The 26,104-nt window shown below is 52.0% G+C and carries 20 protein-coding genes and 1 tRNA gene; 16 read left to right on the top strand and 5 right to left on the bottom strand.

Going from position 1 to position 26,104, the window contains the following annotated elements; all coding sequences use genetic code 11:
- Positions 1-6: 6 nt before the first annotated feature.
- Entirely contained in the window at positions 7-651 is a 645-nt protein-coding gene (locus EFB02_RS02465; protein ID WP_122820023.1) for a histidine phosphatase family protein, read from the top strand.
- A gap of 135 nt (positions 652-786) precedes the next feature.
- Positions 787-862 (top strand) — tRNA-Ala (locus tag EFB02_RS02470).
- A gap of 162 nt (positions 863-1,024) precedes the next feature.
- Here EFB02_RS02470 and EFB02_RS02475 read toward each other — a convergent pair.
- The 3 genes from EFB02_RS02475 to EFB02_RS08810 form a co-directional block, all read right to left on the bottom strand.
- On the bottom strand, positions 1,025-1,471 hold the full coding sequence (locus EFB02_RS02475) for a hypothetical protein (RefSeq protein ID WP_122820024.1): 447 nt from the start codon (positions 1,469-1,471) through the stop codon (positions 1,025-1,027).
- A complete protein-coding gene (locus tag EFB02_RS02480) occupies positions 1,468-1,677 on the bottom strand; it encodes a helix-turn-helix transcriptional regulator (protein WP_122820025.1) in 210 nt (69 codons plus the stop codon). Before EFB02_RS02480 ends, EFB02_RS02475 begins: the two co-directional genes overlap by 4 nt.
- Positions 1,678-1,754: 77 nt before the next feature.
- Positions 1,755-2,084 (bottom strand): hypothetical protein, encoded by a 330-nt coding sequence (locus tag EFB02_RS08810; protein WP_234992700.1) that lies wholly within the window; start codon positions 2,082-2,084, stop codon positions 1,755-1,757.
- Between the two features lie 392 nt (positions 2,085-2,476).
- Between EFB02_RS08810 and EFB02_RS02490 the strand changes: the two genes are divergently transcribed.
- Entirely contained in the window at positions 2,477-5,266 is a 2,790-nt protein-coding gene (locus EFB02_RS02490) for a DUF1542 domain-containing protein (protein WP_160115354.1), read from the top strand.
- Positions 5,267-5,982: 716 nt separating this feature from the next.
- On the opposite strand, the gene EFB02_RS02495 is transcribed toward EFB02_RS02490, so the two are convergent.
- Complete coding sequence (locus tag EFB02_RS02495; protein ID WP_234992701.1) at positions 5,983-7,092, bottom strand: YeiH family protein; 1,110 nt, start codon at positions 7,090-7,092, stop codon at positions 5,983-5,985.
- 158 nt (positions 7,093-7,250) lie between these two features.
- Here EFB02_RS02495 and lysA point away from each other — a divergent pair, with 158 nt between their 5' ends.
- The 12 genes from lysA to EFB02_RS02555 all read left to right on the top strand — a co-directional run bounded on the left by lysA (position 7,251) and on the right by EFB02_RS02555 (position 23,364).
- Positions 7,251-8,639: a diaminopimelate decarboxylase gene (lysA, locus tag EFB02_RS02500; RefSeq protein ID WP_122820027.1), complete on the top strand. Its 1,389-nt coding sequence runs from the start codon at positions 7,251-7,253 to the stop codon at positions 8,637-8,639.
- A 93-nt stretch (positions 8,640-8,732) separates the two neighbouring features.
- Positions 8,733-10,028, top strand: coding sequence for a homoserine dehydrogenase (locus EFB02_RS02505; protein WP_122820028.1), 1,296 nt, complete (start codon positions 8,733-8,735; stop codon positions 10,026-10,028).
- 4 nt (positions 10,029-10,032) lie between these two features.
- On the top strand, positions 10,033-11,136 hold the full coding sequence (gene thrC / locus EFB02_RS02510) for a threonine synthase (protein WP_122820029.1): 1,104 nt from the start codon (positions 10,033-10,035) through the stop codon (positions 11,134-11,136).
- A gap of 15 nt (positions 11,137-11,151) precedes the next feature.
- Positions 11,152-12,162, top strand: coding sequence for a homoserine kinase (gene thrB, locus EFB02_RS02515; RefSeq protein ID WP_122820030.1), 1,011 nt, complete (start codon positions 11,152-11,154; stop codon positions 12,160-12,162).
- Positions 12,163-12,394: 232 nt separating this feature from the next.
- Positions 12,395-14,083, top strand: a complete 1,689-nt coding sequence (rho, locus tag EFB02_RS02520; RefSeq protein ID WP_122820031.1) for a transcription termination factor Rho — start codon at positions 12,395-12,397, stop codon at positions 14,081-14,083.
- Positions 14,084-14,298: 215 nt separating this feature from the next.
- Complete coding sequence (locus EFB02_RS02525; protein ID WP_122820032.1) at positions 14,299-14,853, top strand: hypothetical protein; 555 nt, start codon at positions 14,299-14,301, stop codon at positions 14,851-14,853.
- A gap of 98 nt (positions 14,854-14,951) precedes the next feature.
- On the top strand, positions 14,952-18,719 hold the full coding sequence (mfd, locus tag EFB02_RS02530; protein ID WP_122820033.1) for a transcription-repair coupling factor: 3,768 nt from the start codon (positions 14,952-14,954) through the stop codon (positions 18,717-18,719).
- A gap of 59 nt (positions 18,720-18,778) precedes the next feature.
- On the top strand, positions 18,779-19,492 hold the full coding sequence (locus EFB02_RS02535; RefSeq protein ID WP_122820034.1) for a hypothetical protein: 714 nt from the start codon (positions 18,779-18,781) through the stop codon (positions 19,490-19,492).
- A gap of 103 nt (positions 19,493-19,595) precedes the next feature.
- Positions 19,596-20,882 carry a phosphopyruvate hydratase gene (eno, locus tag EFB02_RS02540; protein WP_122820035.1) on the top strand — a complete coding sequence of 429 codons (1,287 nt, stop codon included), beginning with the start codon at positions 19,596-19,598 and terminating at the stop codon, positions 20,880-20,882.
- A gap of 266 nt (positions 20,883-21,148) precedes the next feature.
- Entirely contained in the window at positions 21,149-21,757 is a 609-nt protein-coding gene (locus EFB02_RS02545) for an FtsB family cell division protein (protein WP_234992703.1), read from the top strand.
- On the top strand, positions 21,754-22,281 hold the full coding sequence (locus EFB02_RS02550) for a DUF501 domain-containing protein (RefSeq protein ID WP_122820036.1): 528 nt from the start codon (positions 21,754-21,756) through the stop codon (positions 22,279-22,281). The genes EFB02_RS02545 and EFB02_RS02550 overlap by 4 nt, the downstream gene beginning before the upstream one ends.
- Before the next feature lie 84 nt (positions 22,282-22,365).
- Entirely contained in the window at positions 22,366-23,364 is a 999-nt protein-coding gene (locus tag EFB02_RS02555) for a Ppx/GppA phosphatase family protein (RefSeq protein ID WP_122820037.1), read from the top strand.
- Positions 23,365-23,429: 65 nt separating this feature from the next.
- Here the strand turns inward: EFB02_RS02555 and EFB02_RS02560 are convergent, their stop codons facing one another.
- Positions 23,430-25,241, bottom strand: a complete 1,812-nt coding sequence (locus EFB02_RS02560) for a dolichyl-phosphate-mannose--protein mannosyltransferase (RefSeq protein ID WP_122820038.1) — start codon at positions 25,239-25,241, stop codon at positions 23,430-23,432.
- Between EFB02_RS02560 and rsmI the strand changes: the two genes are divergently transcribed.
- The gene (gene rsmI, locus EFB02_RS02565; RefSeq protein ID WP_234992704.1) at positions 25,204-26,058 is read left to right on the top strand and encodes a 16S rRNA (cytidine(1402)-2'-O)-methyltransferase; all 855 of its coding nucleotides are present in this window, start codon (positions 25,204-25,206) and stop codon (positions 26,056-26,058) included. The genes EFB02_RS02560 and rsmI overlap by 38 nt on opposite strands.
- Positions 26,059-26,104 lie beyond the last annotated feature (46 nt).

Raw genomic sequence — 26,104 nt, forward strand, 5'->3', positions numbered from 1 at the left:
CGAAATATGGCTACCAAGATTATCTTTTGGAGGCACGGTCAAACTGACTATAACCTGCAAGGACGGGTGCAAGGTCAGGTTGATATCCCTCTTAATGAGGCTGGTATTTCCCAGGCCGAGGCAGCGGCGAAAGAACTGGTAAAACTGAGTCCGCAGCGGATTATTTGTTCGGATTTGCGGCGCGCACAATCAACCGCCCGGGCTCTGGCTGATATTTGCAGCCAGGGAGCTGAATTGTTGTCTGATGAACGGTTACGGGAAAGGGCGTTTGGAGATTTTGAGGGACTATCGGCGAAAGAACTGAAAGAGCGCTTCGCACCACGCTACGAGGAATGGCGAGCTACCGGGGAATGCCCGCTGGCAGGAGTAGAGTCACGTGCTGCAGTCGGTTCGCGGGTAGCCACATGTGTGCTTGAACATTTCGAACAGGTAGAGGGGGCTCTGGTGGTTGTTTCCCATGGTTCGGCGCTTACACAGGGTTTGGTGAAGATCCTGGGCTTGGATCCTTTGGCTTGGCAGGGGTTACGGGGTTTAGATAACTGTCACTGGTCTACTCTGATTCCTTATTCGCGTGAGCCTGGGTGGCGTTTGGTTTCGCATAATCTGGGGGTTGCGGGACTTGCCAGTTCGACGTTACCATCCATAGCCTAGATGCTTTTGGAAGGGTTTGTGCTGGCTGAGGGGGGATATGTTGCAATACACAGACTGGAGATTTGAAGTAAAGGTGTCCTGTTAGTTAAAGTTATCTGGTGTCTACCGCGTTGGATTTCTGCGGTAGATAAGCTTGGGGCTATAGCGCAGTTGGTAGCGCGCTTCCATGGCATGGAAGAGGTCGCGGGTTCGATTCCCGCTAGCTCCACCACGAGCACACTGAATTGATACAATTGCGCAAAACTAGGGTTTTGCGCAAAGGTGCGCGCAAAATTTGAAAACGCGCGCAAAATCTAAAAGTCCTGCTCACAGGCATAAAAATAGAGCTGACTACATGAGTGGTGGTCAGCCCTATTTCGCTTTGCGCGGGGTGCTAAAGTTTGTGGCTCCAGTATCCGGTGAGCGCGAATGTGGCGATGAGTTGGAATGCTGCTGCGCTTTGGAGGGCAATGAATGCCGTAATGCTGAATGCGCCCACGATAAGTGACGCGCCAACGAGCACCATGGAGAGCACAGTGGTGACGGGTCTTCCAGATTTCATGCGAATCGCCGCTTCTCGCTCGTCATTTTCACGAATGTAGGCGTCCTGCAATATTTCGTCATTGCGCATTTTTCCAAGATTCACGCCCATGTATCCCACACAGATAAGTTCAAAAATGATTCCGGCGACGGTGATGATGTTGGCGATTGGTGTTCCCGGCACATTTGCGCGCAGGAAGACGTTCCCTAGGGCACTAAAAGCGAGACCGAGAATAACGAAGATCAGTGCCAGGGTCTGACGTTTCTTCAGTTCGTTGCGGTATTGCTCGAGTTCGTTCATTTTGATTCCTCCAGGTTTGTAAAGTCGAAGACGTCCTCAATGGTGTGGCCAAAGTAGTGGGCGATTTTGTACGCCAAGGGTAGAGAAGCCACGTACTTTCCGGTCTCAATCGAGGTGATTGTTTGCCGGGTGACACCAACGGCAGTTCCGAGCTCTTCTTGTGAGAGCTTTCGTTCTTTTCGTAGTTGTGGGATTTTTGTGCGCATTCCGTTCCTTTATGCAAAGCGTCCTTTACATAAAAAGACTAGCTAACTTTGCATTAAATGACAAGCTCGCTTTGCGTTCAGTATTGCAATGGTAATTTCGTACCGTCGGCAAAGATTACGTTCGCCTCGCCTGATGGTGTGATCTGGATGTGTTGGCAAAGAGCATGCAGGGTTGCTCGGTCAAAGTCTTGGCTGAGGGTGGCGTTTTGGATGGTTTTCTTAAACCTAGTGAGTCTGGCTTTGATGCCTGCGCGCCGCTCAATCTCCGCCGTGGTTGCCTGATGTGTAGCAATAGCTTCACGTTGGCGGGTTTTGAGCTGGCTGAAGCGCTCTTGGTAGTCGTCTTGGTTTTGGGAGTGATGAGCGTTGTGGGTGATGGCTTGGTTGATGAGCCATAAACCAAGCAAAACCCGCTGCCTAACACACCTCCAGCAAATGTCAAGCACGCTCACAAAATAAGCCCAAAAAGCTAACCAAACCCCAAATTACGCAATACCACCAGCAAAAACACCAAAATAAAGACAAAAATATGTTACTTAGCCCGAAATTTGCCTAGGGTACCGGTGGATTCGGGGACTCGCGGGAACGGCTACGGCAAGTGCAGGAACCAGTGGCGTTGCCACAGTTACTTTCGGATTTAGGTAAGTTACTAACTGAACTGCTTACCAAAGGTCAATAGCCATGAAAATGATTAACTCCTTGTTTCTTTGTATTTACTTTTTATAGAATTGGGTAGTCAGACTCTTGGGATTCGGTTTGGATGCGCACAGTTAGCGCGATTAGTCGAGAAAGAACTCGCATGAACTATGAAGGAACTGGGGGATTGCTCCGTAACCGCAAGCTAATTGGGGGGATTACTGCGGCAGCTATCGCTTCTTGCAGTCTGCTATTTGGAGGCAACGTTGCTATCGCGGAAACTGGTAGTGGCTCTGGACAGGGTGCCCCTGCTGATAACCAGGTTTTAAATATTCCGATAGATGCAAATGATCCAGATGCACTGGCTAAGATTCTGCGAGAGTTGCCGGATACGATTCAAAATAACATCAATCTTAAAAACAATATGGAGTCCCTGGGGAAAGCTACCGGCGTTAAGGCCGGTCAGGTAAAAGAAATCCAGGGCGATGATTTTGGCGGTTGGGAGCCTGTTGACGGCGGCAAATTTGCTATTGCTCGCAAAACTGATGCTGGCGTTTTCCCAATCGAGACCATTAACGTGACCAGGGATCTGAAAGCGGCCGGCAAGCCTACCACTGCTTGGGTACAAGAAAATTCGTTTGACCGCACCGGTAACTACATGTTGCTGCTGTCAAAAGTAAGAACGCTTGCTAGTAGTACGGAAGAAGCCGTCAATGGTCAACCTTATAAACGCACCGGCGAACCAGGTAATGGGTGGGCTCAAGGCGTTAAAGGATATAACGGCCTGCAAAAGACTTTTAAGGCTTATTCTCCGCAGGTGGGTTCGGGTATAGAACTTAGTTTCAAAATTGGCTACACCGGTGATATTGATGGCCATAAAGCCCAGTACAAGGTAGAGGTTATCACTTCGCAGGGGACAGTTTACGAGACAACGTTTAAACCTGATACAGCAGCAAATGATGACAAGAAAGTAGTGGTTCCTGCTAAAGATGGCGGTAACAGGCAGATATCCGGTACCCCTTATCGCAGCGAGAACGCAGAAGATATACAGGCCGGTAAGCCCTATTCCGAGACTGATGTTGCTTACAACAAGGCTCAACTTGATGCGGCTGTAGCAAAAAATGCTCCCCAGGGTACGGGAGGTACTTTCACCAGCAAGGGTATTAATATCCCTGCTGGGGTGACTGAATATACTGTGCGAATTAGTTCTGCAGATAACCTACATTTGGGTATGAGCTATCAGGCTCCTGTTGCGCAGTATGCGTTGCCATTAACTGGTCTAGATTTCGATATTAAGCAAGACACTAAGGGTGCCGCGAAATATCTTTTGAAGCTGATCTATCAGAAGTTGGAGACCGAAAAAGCTACTGACACCAACAAGAAAACTAAGACAAGTACGAAGGCATATCAGGAAAAGTTGGATGCTATCAAAGCTCTGTTAGATAATGTGCAACTGCAAAATAAGGATACCTATTCTGCGGCTGCGGATGCTGCTTTGAAAGCTCGAGGTGAGTTGGATCCTGCTGATGTGGCTGCTAAGAAAGAGGTAGAGGCTGCTGCAGCAGCAAAGATTGCTGAGATTGAAGGTAACGCCAATCTTTCTGAGTCGGAGAAAACTGCTTTGAAGAAGCAGGTGGAAGATTTGAAGGTGGCAGCCCTGAAAGCTATTGCGGAAGCTCCTGACACTGCTGGCATTGAGAAAGCACAAAAGGATGCGCTTAAGGCAATCAACGGTATTCATCCAGTAGCTCGTGAAAAAGCTAAGCAGGCTATCAAAGATGAGCTGGACGCGAAGAATAAAGAAATTGACGATAATACTTTCCTGAGCGCTGCCGAGAAGGAAAAAGCTAAAGGTCAAGCTTCGACTATCGCTACAACAAATATTAATCTTATCAATGGCCAGCCGGCAGTTGCGGATAGCGCAAATAAAGCTGCTACTGCCCAGTCTGAAGTAGATAAGGCCAAAACTGCTGGTGTCGACGATATCAAGAAGATCAACCCGGTTGGTAAAGAGAACGCTAGAAAGGCTGTCGAGGATGCGCTTGCTAAGAAGAACGCGGAGCTTGATGGCAATACTTCGTTGAGCGTGGCTGATCGCGACAAGGCCAAGGCACAGGCCAAAGCTATCGCTGATGCGAAGTTGCAGGCTATTAACGACCAGCCCGATTCTGCTGATACCGCTGAAGAGGTTGCTGGTGCCCAGGCAAAAGTAGAAGAAGCAAAAACGAGTGGGCTAGCTGAAATCGCCAAGATAGGGCCGATTAACAAGGATGCTGCCAAGAAAGCTATTAGTGACGCGCTTGTGGCTAAGCAGAAAGAGATCGACGCTAATGCGTCGTTGAGTGCTGCTGAAAAGACTGCTGCGAAATCTCAGGCGCAAGCTATTGCTGATGCGCAGCTGAAGATCATTAATGAACAACCAAACATTGCCGATGATTCAGCGGCGGCTGATAGTGTGCGAGCTAAGATCGCGAAAGCCCAGGAAGATGCGTTAGCTGGCATCGCGAAGATCAACCCGGTTGGTAAAGAGCTAGCTAAGAAAGCTATTAGTGATGCGCTTGTGGCTAAGCAGAAAGAGATCGACGCTAATGCGTCGTTGAGTGCTGCTGAAAAGGGCGCTGCTAAAGCACGGGCTAAAGCGATTGCCGATAAGTATTTGGCTGCTATCGAGGCTCAGTCTGATAATGCGGCAACAGCCGAGGCTGCAACTGCTGGTCAGAAGACAGTTAAGAAAGCTAAAGAAACTGCTCTGGCAGGCATTAAGAATGTTCGATTGGGATCGAGCCCAGAAAATACTGCTAATGGTAGTAATAAGCCTGGCGCGACAGCTGGTGCGAATAAACAAGGTTTGCCTAACACTGGTTTGGTCGGTCTTGCGGCTGTTTTGCTTGTGTCCTTAACTGCGGTAGCCGTTGGTGCCGGGGTGCTACTAAATAGACGCAAACAGCATTAATCAATTCAGGTAACGCTGTTCTTTATATCGAGGACAAGGTGGGGGATTCTAGTAATAGGATCCCCCACCTTTTTTCTGTATTTTTTTAAATAAATAACGTTTAAAACGGCGTAACGTTATTACTGCAGATGCGAATCTCTATATCTGCTGAGTTTTAATAACTAACCTGACTTATAGTGGAGGATTACATCTACACGATTGGCTACCAGTAAAACTGTTTTTTAGTCAGCCCCAGATATTGTCGACTTAGGCTTCATCCATAAAAAGAGTATGCATAATTGGCTATGCGAGAGCTGTGAGGGAACCGAGTATCCAATCACGTTTGATACTTTTCACTTGGAGTAGTTTGGTCTCGATGAGCAGGTGAAAATCAGATTTCAGCACGGTGTAACGGAACCGTAAAAAGCCGTTCAGGCTTTTTATTAGTGAGGATGACGAGATCGTGCGCAATCCCGTTAGGGATTGCAGGCAACAACTAAGGGGGCTCGGCTTTTGCCAAGCCCCTAAAGCTACAATCTGAGGGGATTGAACCTGGAAGGGTTGGCGCGGGGAGCTTATGAACGTTAACTCTGCGGTTAGCTACGCAGCCGGTTAGGTACGGAGATTAATTTTTCTACCTGTCCAGAGTCCGGTGGATACCATTGGTATTTACCAGACTCTACGCCCATCGCGCCTACTCGGATAAAACCTAAGTACCGCGTTTTCCCAGCCGGGTCTTAGTCGACTAACAAAAGTACTGTTCCCAGCGATACTGCGGCAATTAATACACTCAGGATTATTCCAAGGACGAGAGCGCGTCCTCCAGACTTTATAACGTTACGCAGGTTTACTCCCGCTCCCATCGCACCCATTGCAACGGTGAGCAACAGGGTAGCAACCGTGCCCCCTAGGGTGTTGAAAATGCTATTTACAGTGGGGATGCTGGCAAACACTGAAGCCAGCACAACCGCAACTAAGAATCCCACAACGAATCCGGGAACCAGTGGTGGGCGCTTGCCGGAGCTGGCTTTTTCTGACTGTTCGTGGCGTACTTCCACTACTCGCCGTTCAATAATCCCGACAACCGCTACTACGATTGCTAGGCAGGCTACGCGTCCCAGTTTGGTGGCGGTGGCTAAATCAGAGATTGCCGGATCATAAATATTAGCAGCTGCTACTACTTGACCAACCTCGTGAATAGAAGCACCCAGCCAGACGGCTGCTTGAGTGGGGGACAGATGCAGTGCGTGGGCAGCCGCCGGCAAAGCAACTAGGGAGAGCGTCCCAAATACGGTAACGCAGGCGATAGCAGTGGCGACAGCATCGTCAGCGTCCTCACGACTGCGGGCAGAAACTACCGGGGAGATACCAGCGACTGCCGAGGCTCCACAAATGGCGGTGCCAGAGGTGGTAAGAATTCCGGTGGCGTGACTGACCCGCATAAAGTAAGTGAGTAGGTAACCTGCCGCCATAGTTGCCGCAACTGCGCAGATGATAGTTACGATGGTTCCGGTTCCTAGCGCGGCAATAGCCGGTAGTGACAGGCGAAAACCAAGCAGCACCACCCCGGCTCGCAGAATGGTTTTTGCTGAAAAAGCAATACCGGGTTCGCAGATAACAGGAATTAGTTTCGTGTTCCGGACTGTTACTCCCAGTAAGATTGCCACCAGCATTGATGACAGCAGGGGGACGAAGAGGTTAATCAGCCAGGCGATAGCGGCAACCACGCACGCGTAGGCTATTCCCGGCAACAAACGTTTAATGTTATTCCAAAAATCCACTTGCCAGGTATACCACATGATTGAGGGGTAGCGGCAAATACCTTTGCCTGGTTGCGTTATTGTCACTAGATTTCCGCAATAAAACCTTAAAGACTGCTCAAGATGAATAGAGCATAGCTGTATTGCCCGTTTTGTTATAACACTAAGGCACGCAGGGGTTTGCAAGCTTTTATTTGCTTGGCGATACTTTAAGAGACGATACCTAGAAACTTGAGAGGTTACCGATGCTCACTTGTCCTGAACCTGCTGCTAATCCGGTACTGTGGCCCTGGGGAACCAAGCGGGAGGAAGATGGGCAACTATCTTTTGCTGGGCATAAAGTAACTGAACTGGCCCAGAGTTTCGGCACCCCGTCTTACCTGTTTGACCTGGATGATTTCGCTGCTCGCGCCGAAACTATTTCCTCTGCGATGGCGGAAGAATTTTGGGAAGGGTACGGATTTTCCGGTGCTAGCGTCTATTACGCGGGCAAAGCCTTTCTCTGCACTGCTTTAGGGAACGCCATCAGCAGGGCGGGGATGGGAATCGATACCGCCAGCTTGGGAGAGCTTACGGTTGCGCTTAATCCCGCAATGGGGGTTGATCCTAAGAAGATCGGGTTGCACGGTAACAACAAATCCGTAGAATGCTTGCGTCTGGCGCTACGCAGCGGGATTGGGCGGATTATTGTAGATTCCCTGGGGGAAATCGACCTCTTGCAGTCTCTATGTGAGAGTGAAAATGCCACCGCTCCGGTGATGGTGCGGGTAACCACCGGAGTGCACGCCGGGGGACACAGTTTTATCGCCACCGCCCACGAGGATCAAAAATTCGGCCTCTCCCTGGCGTCTGGAGCCGCTCTCCAGGCGGTAAAAAAGATTATTTCTGCCAAGAATCTGCAGTTGGTGGGGCTACATTCCCATATTGGTTCCCAAATCAAGGATTTAGCATCCTTCCAGGTGGCGGCAGAAAGAATGCTGGCGTTCCGCGCCCAGGTGCAAAAACTGGGCGAGCCTGTCCCCGAAGTCGACTTGGGTGGGGGATTAGCCATCTCCTATCAGGGGGAGGAAGTGCCCACGGCCAGTGAATATGCGCGTTCCCTGGCGTCCTCGGTAAAGCGAGCATGTCAGCAGGCAGGCAGCGACATTCCCCATATTTCGATTGAACCCGGGCGCTGGCTGGCCGGTCCGGTATGCGTAAGTCTGTACCAGGTGGGGACAGTAAAGGATGTGCAGCTAGAGGACGGTAGTATCCGCAAATACGTAAGCGTAGATGGGGGCATGAGCGATAATATCCGGCCTGCCCTCTATGATGCCGGATATGTGGCCACCTTGGCTTCGCGGGTTTCGGATGCACCTGCGGTCAGCTGCCGGGTAGTGGGAATGCATTGCGAATCCGGAGATATTTTGGTGCCGGAGATTGTCCTCCCTGCTGATGTTAACGCCGGTGATTTACTGGTGATTCCCGCGACCGGAGCCTATGGGCGGGCGATGGCTTCCAACTATAATCTGGTGCCTCGTCCCGGGGTGGTGGGGCTGAGTGGAAAATCATCCCCGCGTTATATAGTCGCGCTAGAAACTGTGGATGACCTGCTGCGAATGGATGTCGGAATTGTGGGTTTGTCTCAGGGGTAAATCCCGGGGGGCGATAGACCATAAATAACCGCTAGAGTAGAAAACCCCGGCGGGTAAAAACTCCCGGCCGAAAATGTTGAAAAGAGGGTGAAGATGAAGCAAGCGGTAAAAATAGCGGTTCTTGGGTGTGGAACTGTAGGTGCCCAAGTCGTGCGCCTACTGCAAGAACGTGCCAGAGATTATCAGGCCAGGTGTGGAGCCAGCCTGAAAATTATTGGTATTTGCGTAAATAATCTGGCTGCCCCCCGCCCTGATTTTATTAGCCGCGATCTGCTTACCGATCAGGCGGAGCCCTTGATTGACCAGGCTGACCTGGTAATTGAACTTATCGGAGGAATCGAGCCGGCACGCACCTACATTACCCGCGCCCTCGAAGCCGGTAAATCCGTGGTAACCGGCAATAAAGCCCTACTGGCGCAATACGGTCCGGAACTTTTTGATCTGTCTCGCCAGCGCGAGGCCGACCTTTATTACGAGGCGGCGGTGGCGGGCGCTATCCCCGTGGTCTATGGCCTGCGTGAATCTCTGGCTGGGGATCGCGTGCAGGTAGTACAAGGAATCGTTAATGGCACCACCAATTACATGCTCGATCAGATGGAGAAGAAAGGCTGGTCATTCGAGCAGGCGCTGTCTACCGCGCAAGAACTGGGGTATGCCGAGGCTGACCCGACTGCCGATATTGACGGGTTAGATGCCGCCGCAAAATGCGCCCTGCTCGCGCAACTAGCTTTCCATACTCGGGTTTCTCTGGAGCAGGTAGCGGTAAAGGGGATTCGCCAGATCACCGCGGACGATATTGCCGATGCTAAAGAATCGGGACGCACCATTAAACTGCTGGCGATTGCACAGGTCGCACAAGATGAACAGGGACGCGAATGCGTGTCCTGCCGGGTGGAGCCGGTATTGGTGAAACCAGATAATCCGCTCGCGAGCATAGCGGGAGCCTTTAACGCGATTGTGATTGATGCCGAGGCCGCGGGCAGATTAATGTTCTATGGTCAAGGTGCCGGTGGGGTGCAGACCGCATCAGCGGTTCTCTCTGATGTGGTGGCAGCGGCGTTCCACCTAGTGTCCGGGGGGAGTGCTCCGCGCGAATCCGCCTATGCCGATTTGCCGCAGATGCCGGCGGGGCAGGTGCGTTCTAAATACAGTATTCGCCTAGAAGTAGAGGATGCGACCGGAGTATTAGCTGAGGTAGCAGGAATCTTTGCTCGCCGGGGAATCTCCATCGAGCAGGTACGTCAAAGCAGCGACAGCGAATCCGGTAAGGCAGTGGTTTCCCTATCAACTGCCTGGGCGCAGGCGGAAGCCATAGACTTAACCGTAAAAGATTTGGCAGCCGCGGATCCGGTGAGCCGAGTAATCCAAGTAATCAGTATGGAGGGCTAGAAAAATGGCGCATCTATGGCAGGGAATAATCAACGAATATCGTGACTGGCTCCCCGTAAGCAATGAAGAAGAAATTGTTACTTTACAAGAGGGTGGCACTCCGCTGGTTTATTCGGAGGATCTGTCTGGCGAGGTAGGGGCGAAAGTCTATATTAAGGTGGAAGGGATGAACCCCACCGGGTCTTTTAAAGACCGGGGGATGACCATGGCGATTACCAAGGTAGTTTCCCAGGGGCAAAAGATGGTAGCTTGTGCCTCTACCGGCAACACCTCTGCTTCTGCCGCTGCCTATTCGGCGAAAGCCGGTCTGGAATGCGCGGTGATCCTGCCCGCAGGAAAGATCGCTGCCGGGAAACTTGCCCAGGCGATTGTGTATGGGTCGCGGCTAGTGGCGGTGGATGGTAACTTTGACCAGTGCCTGACCATTACCCGTCAGCTCACTGAAAAATATCCGGTAGCTCTAGTTAACTCGATTAATCCCTACCGTTTGCAGGGGCAAAAGACCGCGGCGTTCGAGATCGTTGATTTCCTGGGGGATGCTCCGGATATTCACGTGCTGCCCGTAGGGAATGCCGGTAATATCTCCGCCTACTGGATGGGGTATAACGAATATGCTGGTAAGCGCACTGCGCCCTCTTTGGAAAAAGAAACTAAACTCGGTCAGGCGCGTGCCAGCAAGGTGCCGCAAATGTGGGGTATCCAGGCCAAAGGGGCGGCTCCTTTTGTAGCCGGACACCCGATTGAAAACCCGGAAACCGTGGCGACCGCTATCCGGATTGGTAATCCTGCCTCCTGGGATTATGCCTCGGCTGCCCGGGATGATTCCCACGGTTTCATCACCGCCGTAACTGATGAAGCTATTTTGGCTGCGCAGGCTCGGCTGGCGGCCAGCACCGGAATCTTCGTGGAACCTGCCTCTGCAGCCTCGGTAGCTGGGCTTTTGCAAGCAGCCAGCCAAGGTAAAGTCCCTGGGGATGCCACGATTGTGTGTACGGTGACTGGAAATGGTCTGAAAGACACTGCTACCGCTCTGGGGGATCGGGATATTAACCCGCAGGTAATTGAGCCCACTTTGGAGGCTGCCCTTCGCGTCCTCGACCTGAAATAACGGGAACTGAGCGAAATGCGAATCGTTAAGGACGAAACGGAAGTAAAAGTTCCTGCCACCTCGGCTAATCTTGGTCCCGGATATGACTGTATGGGATTGGCGCTGTCCCTCTATGACCGGGTACGTTTTCGTGCTACGGTCGGGAAAACCCAGGTGCATGTGCGGGGGGAAGGCAAAGATCAGTTACCGGAGGATGAAAACCATCTGGTAGTGCGAGCAATTCGCCTCGGTTTAGACGCGGTGGGAGCGTTCCAGGTGGGGGTTTCCCTTTGGCAAGAAAATCAGATTCCCCAATCGCGCGGCCTGGGGTCTTCCGCCTCCGCTATTGTCAGTGGGTTGGCAATCGCGCGCGCCATTATTTCTGAACCACAGGCTTTAGATGCCGACACTATGCTACGTATCGCTACCTACCTGGAAGGGCATCCCGATAACTTGGCGCCGGCGATTTACGGGGGGATTACCCTAGCGGGCATTCATCGTACCTCGAGTGCAGAGGCCGCCACTACCAAAGAAATTAGCTCGCCTTTTTTGCAAATGGGGGAAGAGGAAGAAGTAAAGCGGAATGCTGAATCTGAACAGCATGCTCTCAGTGGGGATTTTCCCAAGACCTGGGCGGTGAGAATCGAGAATCACTACGGTCTGCGTCCTACTGTGTTTATCCCGGATTTTGAGTTAGATACTTCCCGGGCGCGTTCTCTGCTGCCCGAACAGGTACCTCACCAAGATGCGGCCGCGAATGTGGCTAATGCAGCGCTTTTGGTAAGTGCGCTGCAAGACCATCCCGAGTTGTTAATGGCTGCCACCACTGATTACTTGCATCAGAATTATCGCAGAGCGGCCATGCCGGCTTCTTTGGATTTGATGTATTGGTTGCGTGCCCAACAATTGCCGGCGGTGGTATCTGGAGCGGGGCCGTGCGTGTTAGTGCTAGCAAACGTTGGGGATCAGCTAAAATCGCAGGCGGAAAAAGTGGGTTGGAAAGTACGTACCCTGGATTTGGATATTCGCGGGGTGCGGGAACTCTAGGAGGCTATTTCCATTTCGGGCTTTATTGTCAGGCCTAGCCATGGCCAGGTTCACTAAGTGCAAGTTACCGACTGGGCGCAAATCCTGGTAAGCTGAATTCACGAAGGCAAAAGCGCCTGGTGGCTAGACCGCTAGGGACGCTCAGTTCTAGCCTTCAAAATCGAGACCTATTTCTCTCGGTTCTTAATATCCAGACGCATCTGCGTCATATCTACATTTAGAAGGAAAGTTTGTGAGCACAAACGAGAACGCTAATGATCTTCGCACCATGAAGCTGGATGAGCTAAAAGCGCTAGCAATAAAAATGCAGTTGCGAGGGATTTCCCGGCTGCGCAAGAACGAGCTTATCGAAAAAATAACTGAGGCTCGTCGACCCTCTAGTGCAGCTGCTGAAGGGGAGGAAACCCCTCGCGTCCTGCAAGGTGATGCCTCTAAGCGGACAGCGGATGCGCGGGGGCATAAGGGGCGGCGTCACGGCGCGGTGCGTCAGGAATCCAGCAGTAAAGAGGATGCGAAGGAACAGCTGAAGCAAGATTTGGCTGAGCGGGCTGGTAAGAAAGATATCCAAAGTAAGGCGCGGAAAAATAAAGGAGACGTCCCGCATTCGGTTGACGAGATTGCTTTGCCTAATGCGGAAGATGAAGATCGTGGGGAAGGGCGTGGACGCGGACGGCGTAACCGACGTCGGGATCGGAATCGACGTCGCGATGATAATTGGAACGATAATCGCGGTGATCGCGGGCGCGGAAAGTTTGATAACGAAGAGGACTCTAACGAGGAAACTGAGGAAGAACTCTTGCCTATTGCAGGAGTTTTGGATGTACAAAGCAATCATGCTTTCGTTCGTACCTCGGGTTATATAGCTGGCCCTAATGATGTCTATGTCACCCTCGGCCAGGTGCGTCGATGGGGTCTACGCTCCGGAGATGCGGTACAGGGTGCGGTGCGTCCGCCCAAAGAGGGCGACACTAACCGCCGGCAAAAATACAACGCCCTGGTGCGTTTGGACACCGTAAACGGAATGAGTATCGAGGACGCGCGGGCGCGGACTCAGTTTAAAGATTTAGTGCCGCTGTACCCTAATGAGCAGCTGCGCTTGGAGAACACCCCCAAGAACATTACCCAGCGGATAATCGACTTGATTTCTCCGATTGGCAAAGGTCAGCGCGGGTTGATTGTTTCTCCGCCTAAGGCCGGTAAAACCATTATTTTGCAGCAGATTGCCAATGCGATTACTACTAATAACCCGGAATGTCACCTGATGGTGGTACTGGTCGATGAACGTCCTGAAGAGGTCACCGATATGCAGCGCACCGTGAAGGGAGAGGTAATCGCTTCTACTTTCGATCGGCCAGCCTCCGACCATGCTTCAGTGGCTGAATTAGCAATTGAGCGGGCAAAGCGTTTGGTAGAGCTGGGGCAAGACGTGGTGGTTCTGCTGGATTCGATTACCCGTTTGGGACGTGCCTATAACTTGGCGGCTCCGGCTTCAGGTCGGATCCTCTCCGGTGGCGTGGATGCTTCTGCGCTCTATCCCCCGAAGAAGTTCTTTGGGGCAGCTCGTAATGTAGAAAACGGAGGATCTTTAACTATCTTGGCGACCGCTTTGGTAGAAACTAACTCCAAGATGGATGAAGTTATTTTCGAAGAGTTCAAAGGTACCGGCAATATGGAGTTGCGGCTATCGCGCCAGCTGGCTGATAAGCGCCTATTCCCAGCGGTCGATGTGAATGCCTCGGGTACTCGCCGGGAAGAACTGCTACTGAACAAAGAAGAGCTACAGGTAACTTGGAAGTTGCGGCGGATGCTCAGTGCCTTGGAGCCCCAGCAGGCTACCGAGTTTGTGCTTTCTAAACTCAAGAACACCAACTCTAACGCGGAGTTCTTGATGATGATCGCCAAGATGAGTTCTCAGGTCTAGATGCCAGTAACTAGTGGTTTTCCCGCTATTCAATCAAATAGCTAACGTATGGGGCGCCCCGCCGAAAAACGGCGGGGCGCCTTCTTCTTCTGCGTTAACTGTGGTGCCGACTACGAATATAACGATTTGGTAGCGAAAAGATTGCATATTGGTTTAGACTGATTTTTGCCTGGTTGAAAACGGGCAGGTTATTGTGTCGACTGAATGGAATAATCGTGGGACGTCATTGCCAAAAGAAGAAACCATTCCGCCATCTGTTCTGGCAGGCAGGATTGGCTACCGCAGTAATTGCGGGGGCAGTCGGTACCTCGGGGGCGGTAGCTCTGCATACTTCCTCACTCCCTGCCGGTCAACCGCAACCAGAAGTGACTGCCCAAACTATTTCTACTACCAACCCAGCTGCGCAAGCAGGCGGTGATTTGGGGTTGCAAGTCATAAACGCGAAAGTTCTCACTGGAGCCGAAGCTGATCCAGCTGGGGGCGCAGCCTCGCCTGGACAGTATTCTCTGCCAGCCCTGCGCAGCGCGGGGGTTATTAATTGGGGTGGATATAAGTTCACTTACTATTCCCAGCAGGTTTTGCCTGGTGGCGGTCTCAATATTCCGGGTCGTCACGTGAACGAGTCCGGCTTCGTAGCTGATGGTGACGGATATATTGTGCTGGCAAATGATGCCCCTAAAGGTACGGTTATAAAAACTCCTTTTGGAGCTCCGGGCAAGGTATATGACCGGGGTACCGTGGGGAATCATTTTGACGTTTACACTTCCTAAGCATCCGTTTGATGCCTGGGGAATATCCTCAGCAATGGTTCTGTTTTCCTTAACAGTTGAAAGTGACCTGGATAGCGCACTCATCTAGGATATAAACGATGAGTTTGCAAGCCGTTGTAGAAGAATTAGCTAATGAGTCGGCAGCTAAAGAGTTTTTTTCTCACCCTGTTAGTGCCGAATCGCTGTATTGCCCAGCAGGGGTGCGACCGGCGCTAATCGCTGCAGCCGCCCAGACCGATGCCAGCAGTGGTATTTTTTCTCCCCTTGATTTCGCTATTCCCCAAATCCTGGAATCTTCAAAATACCGGCAGGTAACGCCGGGACGCGGGTTAATCCTCTATGTAACCGCATCGGGGCGCTCCGCCGAACAAATAGAGGCGGAACTGACCGGATATCTACCCCGTGTTGCCCGCTTTCCTTCTTGGGAAACGCTGCCTCATGAACGTCTCTCTCCGCGCGCCGACACCATGGCGCAGCGCATTTCCGCTTTACGGCGCGTTACCCATCCCGAAAAAAGCGGTCCCGGACAGTCCATCTCTATTTTGGTGGCTCCGATTAGGGCGCTATTGCAGCCGGTAGTAGTCGGTTTGTCTGAGATTGAACCCCTTAGGATTCTCGAGGGCGAAGAATGCCCTCTGGACAAACTGGCCGCCCGCCTACTGGAACTGGGATATGAGAAAACTGATTTGGTGTCTACACGGGGACAGTTTGCGGTGCGAGGAGGAATCGTTGATGTTTTCGTTCCCGGGGAATCTCATCCTCAGCGCCTAGATTTTTTTGGTGACACCTTAGAAGAAGTTAGTTATTTCTCTCTCTCTGACCAGCGTAGTCTGGAAAAAAGTCCTACCGGAGTGTGGGCGCCAGCGTGCCGGGAACTGCTGCTGACCGAACAGGTTAAGCAAAGAGCCAGTGAACTTCAGGCATCCCTTCCCGGGGTTGCCGATATGTTAGAGCTGATCAGTCAGGGAATCGCGGTACAGGGAATGGAATCTTTAGCCTCGGTATTGGCTCCGGGATTACAAAGCGTAGTTTCTTTGCTGCCGGAAGATACCACCATCGTGATTGATGAGCCGGGAAAGGTTGCCCGGCGGGCAGCAGATCTACTAGCTACGTCCCACGAGTTTGAGCAGGCTGCCTGGCAAGCGGCTGCTGGAGGAGGGAAAATCCCGATTCGAGCTTCCCGCGCCCTCCAAAGTCTCAATGATTTTAATCAAGAGGCACGAGCCAGAGGATTAGGCTGGTGGGAGTTAACCGGGCTGCCTAGTGCGGATATCTTGGCTGCCGAAACCGAGGAAGCGGCGGGAGGACTGGCCGATTTTGCTGGAGGAACGACAAAATCAGCCGGGGAGGTAACCGGTGATCAAGAGGAAAATGGACTGAGTGAAACCACCCGTCCCACCTATGTATATAGCGGTCAAAAAACCTTACAAGCGCGGGAGACTCATGGTTACCGCGGACATATTGACCAGGCAGTAAAAGACTTAGAGCAGTATCTAAATGCCGATTGGAAAGTGGTTTTATCATGTTCGGGTCCCGGATTAGCCAGCCGCTTTGCCGCTAATCTTTCCGAGGCTGGCTTGCCCTCCAAAGCAGTACCAACTCTAGCTACTTCCGCGGATATAGAAAAGGGAACTGTGCTGGTAACCGCTGGTAAAATCGCCAGTGGTTTTTCCCTGCCTGTCTTGCGGTTGCTGGTGCTGTCCGAGGCGGACTTGACCGGACGCTCTCCACGTCTGGCGCAAGCTCCGCGAAAGTTAGCTAGTCGACGGGGAAAGACGGTCGTAGATCCGCTGTCTCTAAAGCCTGGGGACTATGTGGTACACAGTCAGCATGGGGTGGGTCGCTTCGTGCAAATGGCCAAACGTACCATCGGCAAAGGTCAAGATGCGGTTACTCGTGAATACCTGGTGCTGGAATATGCTCCTTCGCGGCGAGGACAAGCCGGTGATCGACTGTATGTCCCTACTGATTCTTTGGATTTGATATCCCGTTACGCCGGATCGGATACCCCGCAGCTCAACAAGATGGGGGGCGCAGATTGGGCGAAAACCAAGAATCGCGCTCGCAAAGCTACTCGGGAAATCGCCGCGGAACTTATTCGCCTCTATGCGGCGCGGCAAGCTACCAAAGGTCACGCATTCGGTCCCGATACTCCTTGGCAAAAAGAACTAGAGGACGCGTTTGAATATCAGGAAACCCCTGATCAGCTCGCGACTATCGATGAGGTTAAGGCGGATATGGAAAAACCGGCTCCTATGGATCGGCTACTCAGCGGAGACGTGGGGTTCGGGAAAACCGAAGTGGCGGTGCGTGCAGCTTTCAAAGCCATTCAGGAAGGTTTTCAGGTCGCGCTCCTGGTTCCGACTACGCTACTGGTAAAACAACATTTTGAAACTTTTTCAGATCGCTTTGCTCCCTTCCCGGTTAAAATCGGGCAACTGTCGCGTTTTTCTACCCCTTCTCAGGCGCGGCAAGTCAAAGAGCGGTTGCGGAGCGGCGAGATTGATTTGGTAATCGGAACTCATAGTTTGATTACCGGGGAAGTGGCGTTTAAAAACCTGGGCTTGGTGATAATTGATGAAGAGCAGCGGTTCGGAGTGGAACATAAGGAAACTTTGAAAGCTCTGCGCACCAATGTGGATGTACTTTCTATGTCCGCTACCCCGATTCCTCGTACCTTAGAAATGGCGGTCACCGGGATTAGGGAACTGTCAACGCTGTCAACACCCCCGGAAGAACGTCACCCGGTACTTACCTTTGTCGGAATCTACCAGGATAAACAAGTAAAGGCGGCAATACGTCGGGAGCTGCTGCGTGATGGACAGGTGTTTTATGTCCATAACCGGGTGGAATCTATTGATCGGGTGGCGGCGCATCTAGCGGAACTGGTACCGGAAGCTAGGATTGCGGTGGCGCACGGGAAAATGCATGAAAAGCAACTGGAAGAAGTGATAGTTGATTTCTGGAATCATCAGGCGGATGTGCTTGTTTGTACCACCATTGTAGAGACGGGGCTAGATATTTCCAACGCCAACACCCTGATTGTTTCCGGAGCTCATCGGATGGGGCTTTCTCAGCTACACCAGTTACGAGGACGAGTTGGGCGCGGGAGGGAACGTGCCTATGCCTATTTCTTCTATCCGGGTGATAAACCGTTGACGGAAACTGCGCAAGAGCGTCTGCAAACTATTGCTGCTAATACTGATTTAGGGGCAGGTACTGCGGTGGCGCAAAAGGATTTAGAAATTCGCGGCGCTGGGAATCTGCTAGGTGGACAACAGTCGGGGCACATCGCCGGGGTGGGCTTTGACCTCTATATCCGGATGGTTTCAGAGGCAGTGCGCGGTTTCAAAGAGGGCGTAGAAGCGGAAGAAGAAGATAACGAAGTTCGGATTGAACTGCCGATTGATGCCCATATTCCCCCTGAGTATATGGACTCGGAGCGGTTGCGTCTGGAAATGTATCAAAAGTTATCTAGCGTACGACAAGAACAAGAGCTGGAGACAGTGCGTGAAGAAATGTCAGACCGATACGGGGTGCCTCCCACAAATGTAGAACTTTTATTTACAGTGGCGCGGCTGCGGATGCAGGCACGTCTTCTGGGAATCAAAGAGATAGTGGCGCAAGGGCGGTTTGTGCGCTTTGCCCCGATTAGTCTGGCTGATTCGCAAGTACTGCGGATAAAGCGGTTACATCCGGGAACGGTGATTAAACCGGCGGTACGGCAAATTTTGGTTCCCTCGCCCAAGGGGGAAAGGTTGGGGCAAGGCTCCCTCCACGATGAACCGTTAGCGCAGTGGGTCTCGCAGTTGTTGCAAAATGTGCTTACTCCCTTTGGGAAAGTAAAATCAGAAGGTCAAAAATAGGGCTACCCGCGCCTCCTTGATAAACTAACCTTAGCTATTCGCTTCAGAAAGAATGTCTTATGAATAACAAAGTTCTTCGCGTTATTGGTATTTGTGCTGGCACCGCTCTGCTAAGTGCGGGGATTAGTGGTTGCTCTACCGTTAAAAAGGCGGGAGAGGACTTCCCGGTAGATCAGGTTGTATCCGAGATTAATGCTGCTCAGGTGGATAGCGAACAGCAGAAAGGACAAGCGCTCCAGGTGCAGCAAATGCGTTCACAGCTGCAGAAAGGACTGGGGAACGAGGTATATCCCCAAGCTGTTTGGGAAGCAATAGCGCGCGGGAGAATGCTCCCTGTGCACTTAGCTTCCTCTGTGGGGGTTGTTAAGGTCGCGCAGCACGAATTGCGAAAGCAACCGGGATATACCGATGCTGATATTAATACTTGGCTGTCTAAGCAGGTTAAACAGGGAGTTTTGCGGCATGCAGAATTTTCTGCAGCGTCACTAGATTTCTGGCGTTTGCAAAAGTTTACTATTGATACCCAGCAAGGGGCTGTATCTCAGGAATTAGTGAAACGAGTAGCTCCGAAACTTTCGGCAGCTTATAAACAAGGTGTCAAACAGGCTGCAGGGTTGAAAACTAATGCTCTATTGTCGCAGGCAGTGGCAACGCAAACCGGGGTACAGGTGTTAGAACCTGATTTGGGTTCGGGAGTAAGGCTTCAGGGGCTCGGTAAAGCAGCTCAGGCGTTGCAAGGACAAATGCAGCAAGGTGAACAGCCGGCTAAATAAAAATTGCCTTCTCTTTGAATACAGAACGGGACTTTTGCAACCTGCCGACTGGCTTTGCTTCCAGTAGACTGTAGCTAAGTCATCAAATAAATCTATAAGGAGCATGACCGTGTCACTAATCGTTGCTATTAATGCCCGTGAGATTCTGGATTCTCGCGGAAATCCCACTGTAGAAGTAGAAGTTCTGTTGGATTCTGGCGCCGCTAGCCGCGCCGAGGTTCCGTCTGGTGCTTCTACCGGTGCCTTTGAAGCGGTAGAACGCCGTGATGGCGACAAAGGTCGTTACCAGGGCAAGGGTGTACAGGATGCTGTACAGGCAGTTATTGACGATATCGCCCCCGAACTGATCGGCGAGGATGCCTGCGACCAGCGTCATATTGACGACATTATGATGCGCCTAGATGGAACCCCAAATAAGGGTAAACTGGGCGCCAACGCTATTTTGGGCGTTTCCCTGGCGGTAGCACAGGCAGCAGCGGAAGATTCCGATATGCCATTGTTCAAATACCTGGGCGGACCGAATGCCCACGTACTGCCGGTTCCCATGATGAACATTTTGAATGGTGGATCCCATGCGGACTCCAATGTAGATATTCAAGAGTTCATGATTGCCCCCATTGGCGCCGAAACTTTCGCGGAAGCACTCCGTATGGGAGCAGAGGTTTACCATACGTTGAAGGGCGTTATTAAGGATCGCGGACTTTCGACCGGGTTAGGTGACGAGGGTGGCTTTGCCCCCAACCTGGATTCGAACGCGGAAGCCTTGGATTTGATTTGTGAGGCCATCAAGAAGGCTGGATATGAGCCGGGCAAGGACGTGGCGCTGGCACTGGATGTAGCCTCCTCTGAATTCTTTGAGGACGGCAAGTACAACTTTGAAGGTCAAGCTCGTGACACCGAATACATGGTGAAATACTATGACGAATTGGTCGCCAAGTACCCGATCGTTTCCATCGAGGATCCTCTGTCCGAGGACGAATGGGATGCCTGGAAAGCTCTGACCGCCCATATCGGTGACAAAGTACAGCTGGTGGGTGACGATCTGTTTGTAACAAACCCGCAGCGCCTGGCTCGCGGCATTAAAGAAGGCGTTGCCAATGCTCTGTTGGTGAAGGTAAACCAGATTGGTAGCTTGACTGAAACTCTGCAGGCGGTAGAGGATGCCCACCGTGCCGGTTATAAGACCATGACCTCGCACCGCAGCGGTGAGACCGAAGATGTGACTATCGCTGATCTTGCGGTAGCTACCAACTCTGGTCAGATTAAGACGGGTGCCCCGGCTCGTAGCGAGCGGGTAGCTAAATACAACCAGCTTCTCCGTATCGAGGACGAGCTTGGTGATGCCGCTGTCTATGCTGGGCGCAGCGCATTCCCGCGTTTCAAAGCCTAAAGGCTGGGCGCAGATAATAACTACATAAGACACTCGGGTGGGGACAAAACTAGGTTTTGTCCCCACCCGCTTTAGTTGAACCTATTCGCTATTCATGTCATCCTCGGCTGCTACCTTTCATTATGATGATAAACACGGTTACCTGTTTGTTGGGGAGAGCGGGGGCAAGAAAACAATTAATCAGTTTTTCGGTAGTAACCAGCGAATAGTCACGGCTCTCAGAATGCCTGGCTGCTAATCGCCGATAACAATGGAATAATGAAGCCGTGAAGTCACCACAACCGCCCAAAAGTGTGCAAAGAGAGAATACCCGAAAGCAGGGATCTGCTTTCCGCTCGGTTTCTCCTTTGGTACGCAGTGCCAGGCGTAATCGGGGACGCTCTCCGATGGCCAAGGCGGCAAACCGGCGAGTAAAGGTAGGCTCACGCTTTTCAGTAACCGTAGGTACCATTCTGGTGGTGGCCTCCATCTTTTTATTGCTTGTAGGAGCGCCCTTATTTAATCTGGTAAGCCAGATAGAGCAACGCAATAAGGTGCACGCCCAACTGGTTGCCGCACAACAGGAAAACCGGAACCTGCGCCGTCAATTAGAGCTATGGAATGATTCAGAATATTTAAGCCAGCAGGCAAGGGAAAGGCTCGGTTACGTCAAACCCGGGGAAACCCGCTATGCGGTAGTTGATCCCGGCAAAGATTATCAAGCTCGCCGAGAAGCACGCCTGGAAAAACTTCCGGAGCGTCCTTGGTATTTAGAGGTTACCCATTCGGTAAAACTGGCAGGTCAGCGTGGGCAGGGTAAAGATGCATCTGCGCAGAGTCGCCCGAAACCGGCGCCGGGAGCCACCACCCAAAGTGAAGAGGAAATTCAAAAGTGAGTTTGCAACTTAACCCGGCCACGTCTGCCGATCTTCAAACCCTATCTTCCCAGTTAGGAAGGATTCCGCGGGGGGTTGTGGGAGTAGCTGCCCGTTGTGTGTGTGGAGCTCCGGCAGTGGTAGCTACCGCCCCGCGTCTAGAGGATGGATCTCCCTTTCCCACTACCTTTTATTTGACTCTTCCCTCTTTGGTGCGAGCCCTATCTACCGTGGAAGCTTCCGGTAAAATGGGGTACTACCAGCAGTTACTGTCCGAAGATGAGGGTCTAGCGGTGGAGTATCGGCGCGCCCACCTGGAGTATATTGCGGCTCGGGGACGCATAGGGCAGCAGATGGGGGTGGGGGAGGTGCCCGAAATTGCGGGAGTAAGTGCCGGGGGAATGCCCGAGCGGGTTAAATGCCTCCACGCTCTGGTAGGGCACGCCCTTGCCGTTGGTAAAGGGGTCAATCCTATTGGTGATTTAGTATTAGCTGATCTAGCTGCCAGCGGTTTGTGGGATAGCAAGCGCTGCTCCTGCGAATAGGTCGGTGCTTTTCTGGCTCCCTAGCGTCTGGGGGTGTGCGCCTCCTATTAGTTACCAATATCGATTCCGTGGAAATATAGGAGTATGGCTTTAGTTGCAGGTATTGATTGTGGAACCAACTCGATTCGTTTAATCATCGCGCGTCGGGAAAAATCGGACGAACCCCTAAACGTGCTTGCGCGGGAAATGCGGATAGTGCGTCTGGGAGAAGGTATTGACCAGAGCGGACAGTTCGCGCCAGCTGCTCTAGAGCGCTGTTTTGTGGCAGTAGAAGAATATGCCCAGATTGTCGCGAAATATGGGGTGGATAAGATCCGTTTCGTCGCCACTTCTGCCAGCCGGGATGCCAAAAATCGGGATGAATTTTTCTCCGGTATTAAGGAGCGCATAGGGGTAATCCCGGAAGTCATCTCAGGAGAGGAAGAAGCCACTTTATCTTTTATGGGGGCCACTTCCTCTTTTCGTGATGAGGAAGAGCCGGTGCTAGTAGTCGATATTGGCGGGGGATCTACCGAGTTTGTTTTAGGGCATCGCGGGCAAGTAATTGATGCTATTTCTACCAATATGGGTTCGGTGCGGATTTTTGAGCGCTACCTGGCTCCGGTGATTGCAAAGGCAAAAGGAGGGGATGGTTCTCTGGATCCAAGTCAGACCCCTGGTATAGCTAAAGCCCTGATAAAAGCCTCTTTTGCAATTGATGAACTAATCGATGAGGCCGATAAGAAACTGGGGTTGGATCGGGCAAGAACTTTAATCGGGGTGGCGGGCACGGTCACTACCATTACCGCCCATGCTCTCGGTTTAGAGGAATATCAGCCCGAAAAAATTCACGGCTCGCGAATTGCCCCCGTGCAAATGCTGCGTTCTTGTAACTGGATGATGAATCAGCCGGTATCCGCGCGTGCTGCCCTTGGCTACATGCCTTCCGGGCGGGCAGATGTGATCGGAGCGGGTGCGCTGGTGTGGTCGCGGATTATTGAACGAATCAACGGGGAAATCGAAGCAGATGGCTCCGGGTTAAAAGAAATTTTAACTTCCGAAACCGATATTTTAGACGGCATTGCCCTGTCGCTCCTGGCCTAGGACGCGCCCTACCTCCTCTACGGGCAGAACTGCGGTTAATGTTCCCCGTGGTACTGAGGAACGCTCTAAATCCAGGAACTAAACCACATGCGCCAACCCCAGTGGGAATAGGGAATCGGCATTCCGCTAACTACCGGGTAGAAAAATATTGCGACCAGTAGAATCACAATAACTAGGGCGATCCCCATTGAAACCGCGAAATCGGGGGTGCGTCGAGGTGGGGGAACTAGCCGATCTCGGCGAGCTAGCAGTGGCTCGGGGAGGGGGCGCAACATTCCCAGTAATAACCCGATTAAGTAGGTAACCGCTAAGGCCAGGAAAGGTGTTAACACCACCATGTAGAACATGAAAATGGTGCGGTACCAGTAAAGCATCCAAGGTGCCCACAGCCCTAAGTAGCCGACTAGAATTACCCCGGCGCGCCAGTCGCGGCGGAATAGCGCGCAGTAAATAATCACTGCCAGAGCGATTACCCCCACCCACCAGAGCATGGGGTTCCCCAGCGAAGACATAGCCTCCACGGTAAAATCCCCGTTCTCACCATGTGGTTTTTCAAACAGCATAGAGGTCGGACGCTGATTAATCAGCCATTGCCAAGGGTAAGATTGGTAAGGGTGCTTGCTGGTTACCCCGGTATGGAATTTCATTACCTCACTCATATAAGTGACGTAATCGGAAATCGGATCTAACCAGGAGGAGTGCCCAGCGGCGGCAGCTGTTTTCCCATGTCCCCAGGCGTGAGGGTGGGTAAACCAGTTCCACCAGTTAAGTAAATACACTCCGAAGGCCACCAGTACCAGCTGTGCAAATGCTGGCAGACCTCCCCGTAAGATTGCCCCCAGCCAGGCGCGGGGCTTGCCTTGTATCCCGGGATAATGCTTGCTTAGGGAATGGGAAGATATCCGCAGCGCGGAAAGTCTCAGGGTCAAATCTCGCAAGAACACAAAAATCCCACATAAAGCGAGTAAATAAAGTCCCGACCATTTAACTGCGCAGGCGCATCCTAGCCAGAACCCAGCCGTCACCAGCCACCAACGCACTCCAGCTAAGTCAGCACCTAGCTCTGCCCCTAACAGCTGTCGAGCTAACTTTTGGCGCACCTGTAGTTGATCATAAACTACGCATAGTACTCCTGCCAGGCAAAATGCTGCCAAAATCCCATCCAGTAGTCCTACGCGCGAAAGAGAAATCGCTACCCCATCGGTGGCGATAAACATTCCGGCAATCCCGGTGAGGATCCAAGAGTTAAACAATGCCCAAGCCAAACGGCAAGTCAGATAAACTAAGATAATTCCACAAATAGCAGTAGCTATTCTCCAACCTAAGGGATTAGACCATCCAAAGATCTTCATTCCCAGCCCGATGATCCATTTCCCCAGAGGGGGATGTACTACGAATGCTGGATCTGTCGTAGCCGCTGAAAAATTACCTACCACAAATTTAGCGTCTGTGCCTTTAGGCCAGTTAGTTTCATAACCAAAATGCCATAGCGAATAGGCATCCTTCACATAGTAAGTTTCATCGAAAATTAATTTGCGGGTAGAGCCCAGGCGCACAAGACGGGCGATGGCCGCGAAGGCGCATACGATCACGGTAACTATCCAGGCACGCTGATTTTCGATTGTTTCCTTATGACGTTGTCCACGCCATCCGTACAGGTAGAGTCGAGGAAGCGAGGTGGTAGAAGTCCATATGGGTCTAAGTGAACGTGTGTGACGGGGTTTAAGATTTTGCTTCTCGCTTTTTGTTAAAATTTTCCGTGCCGCTGTTGGCGGAGGCGGAGCTGGACGCCCAGGCATTGCTTGCATGTACTCGATATTAGCCGGATAGGGCATAATTGTGAGAGTGGAACAGTTTTCCTGGGATATAGGCGTCATCGCGTTAGCGGCTACCCCGATCGGTAACCTCGCTGATGCTACTCCCCGCCTTGTTAGTGCTTTCGAACAGGCGGATTTGATTGCGGCAGAAGATACCCGCCGTACCGGGTTATTACGTGAACGCCTAGGGGTCACTAGACGTGCGCCTTTAGTTTCTTGTCATGAACATAACGAGACGGCAAAAGCTGAGCAAATAGTTTCTTGCGCTGCAGAGGGGCAGCGAGTTTTGCTGGTAACTGATGCGGGAATGCCCACGGTCTCTGATCCGGGATATGTGATTGTACAAGCAGCGATTAAACGCGGGATTCCGCTGACGGTGTTGCCTGGTCCCTCTGCGCCCTTGCTCGCCCTCGCCCTTTCCGGAATGCCCACAGATCGCTTTTGCTTTGAAGGATTCTTGCCCCGCAAACAAGCTGCTCTAATGCGGCGTTTAGAGGTGCTTTCTAGCGAGGAACGTACCATGGTTTTCTTGGAATCTCCCCGCCGCCTGGCAAGCAGTTTATCGGCATTAGCCCAGGTCTTTGGGGTAGATCGTCCCGCGGCGGTATGTCGGGAGCTCACCAAGGTGCACGAGGAAGTCTGGCGCGGAACCCTCAGTGAGCTTAAAGACAAAGCAAAAGATGTCCGTGGCGAAATCGTGCTGGTAGTGGCCGGAGCTTCCCCGCAGACCCCCCTTAACGAGGAAGAGGCAGTGAAGCTCGTCCTCAGCCGGGTTGAAAAAGGGCAAAGGTTGAAAGATGCTGCCAAGGCAGTGGCGGCGCAAAGCGGAGTTAGTGCCAAAGCGCTTTATAATCGGGTACTTGCGGAGAGAAAATAGCCAGATCTTTAGGTATGTTTTGCTCCCGGCGGCGGGGCATTAGGAT

Source organism: Varibaculum vaginae, from assembly GCF_900604285.1.
GTDB classification, from domain to species: domain Bacteria; phylum Actinomycetota; class Actinomycetes; order Actinomycetales; family Actinomycetaceae; genus Varibaculum; species Varibaculum vaginae.

Bases quoted from the DNA above. Each gene is read 5' to 3' on its own strand.
- EFB02_RS02555 (WP_122820037.1), top strand. From the start codon at position 22,366: ATGGCTTTAGTTGCAGGTATTGATTGTGGAACCAACTCGATTCGTTTA.
- lysA (WP_122820027.1), top strand. From the start codon at position 7,251: ATGCTCACTTGTCCTGAACCTGCTGCTAATCCGGTACTGTGGCCCTGG.
- eno (WP_122820035.1), top strand. From the start codon at position 19,596: ATGACCGTGTCACTAATCGTTGCTATTAATGCCCGTGAGATTCTGGAT.
- thrB (WP_122820030.1), top strand. From the start codon at position 11,152: ATGCGAATCGTTAAGGACGAAACGGAAGTAAAAGTTCCTGCCACCTCG.
- EFB02_RS02480 (WP_122820025.1), bottom strand. From the start codon at position 1,677: ATGCGCACAAAAATCCCACAACTACGAAAAGAACGAAAGCTCTCACAA.
- EFB02_RS02560 (WP_122820038.1), bottom strand. From the start codon at position 25,241: ATGACGCCTATATCCCAGGAAAACTGTTCCACTCTCACAATTATGCCC.
- EFB02_RS02465 (WP_122820023.1), top strand. From the start codon at position 7: ATGGCTACCAAGATTATCTTTTGGAGGCACGGTCAAACTGACTATAAC.
- EFB02_RS02475 (WP_122820024.1), bottom strand. From the start codon at position 1,471: ATGAACGAACTCGAGCAATACCGCAACGAACTGAAGAAACGTCAGACC.
- thrC (WP_122820029.1), top strand. From the start codon at position 10,033: ATGGCGCATCTATGGCAGGGAATAATCAACGAATATCGTGACTGGCTC.
- EFB02_RS02490 (WP_160115354.1), top strand. From the start codon at position 2,477: ATGAACTATGAAGGAACTGGGGGATTGCTCCGTAACCGCAAGCTAATT.
- EFB02_RS02505 (WP_122820028.1), top strand. From the start codon at position 8,733: ATGAAGCAAGCGGTAAAAATAGCGGTTCTTGGGTGTGGAACTGTAGGT.
- mfd (WP_122820033.1), top strand. From the start codon at position 14,952: ATGAGTTTGCAAGCCGTTGTAGAAGAATTAGCTAATGAGTCGGCAGCT.
- EFB02_RS02535 (WP_122820034.1), top strand. From the start codon at position 18,779: ATGAATAACAAAGTTCTTCGCGTTATTGGTATTTGTGCTGGCACCGCT.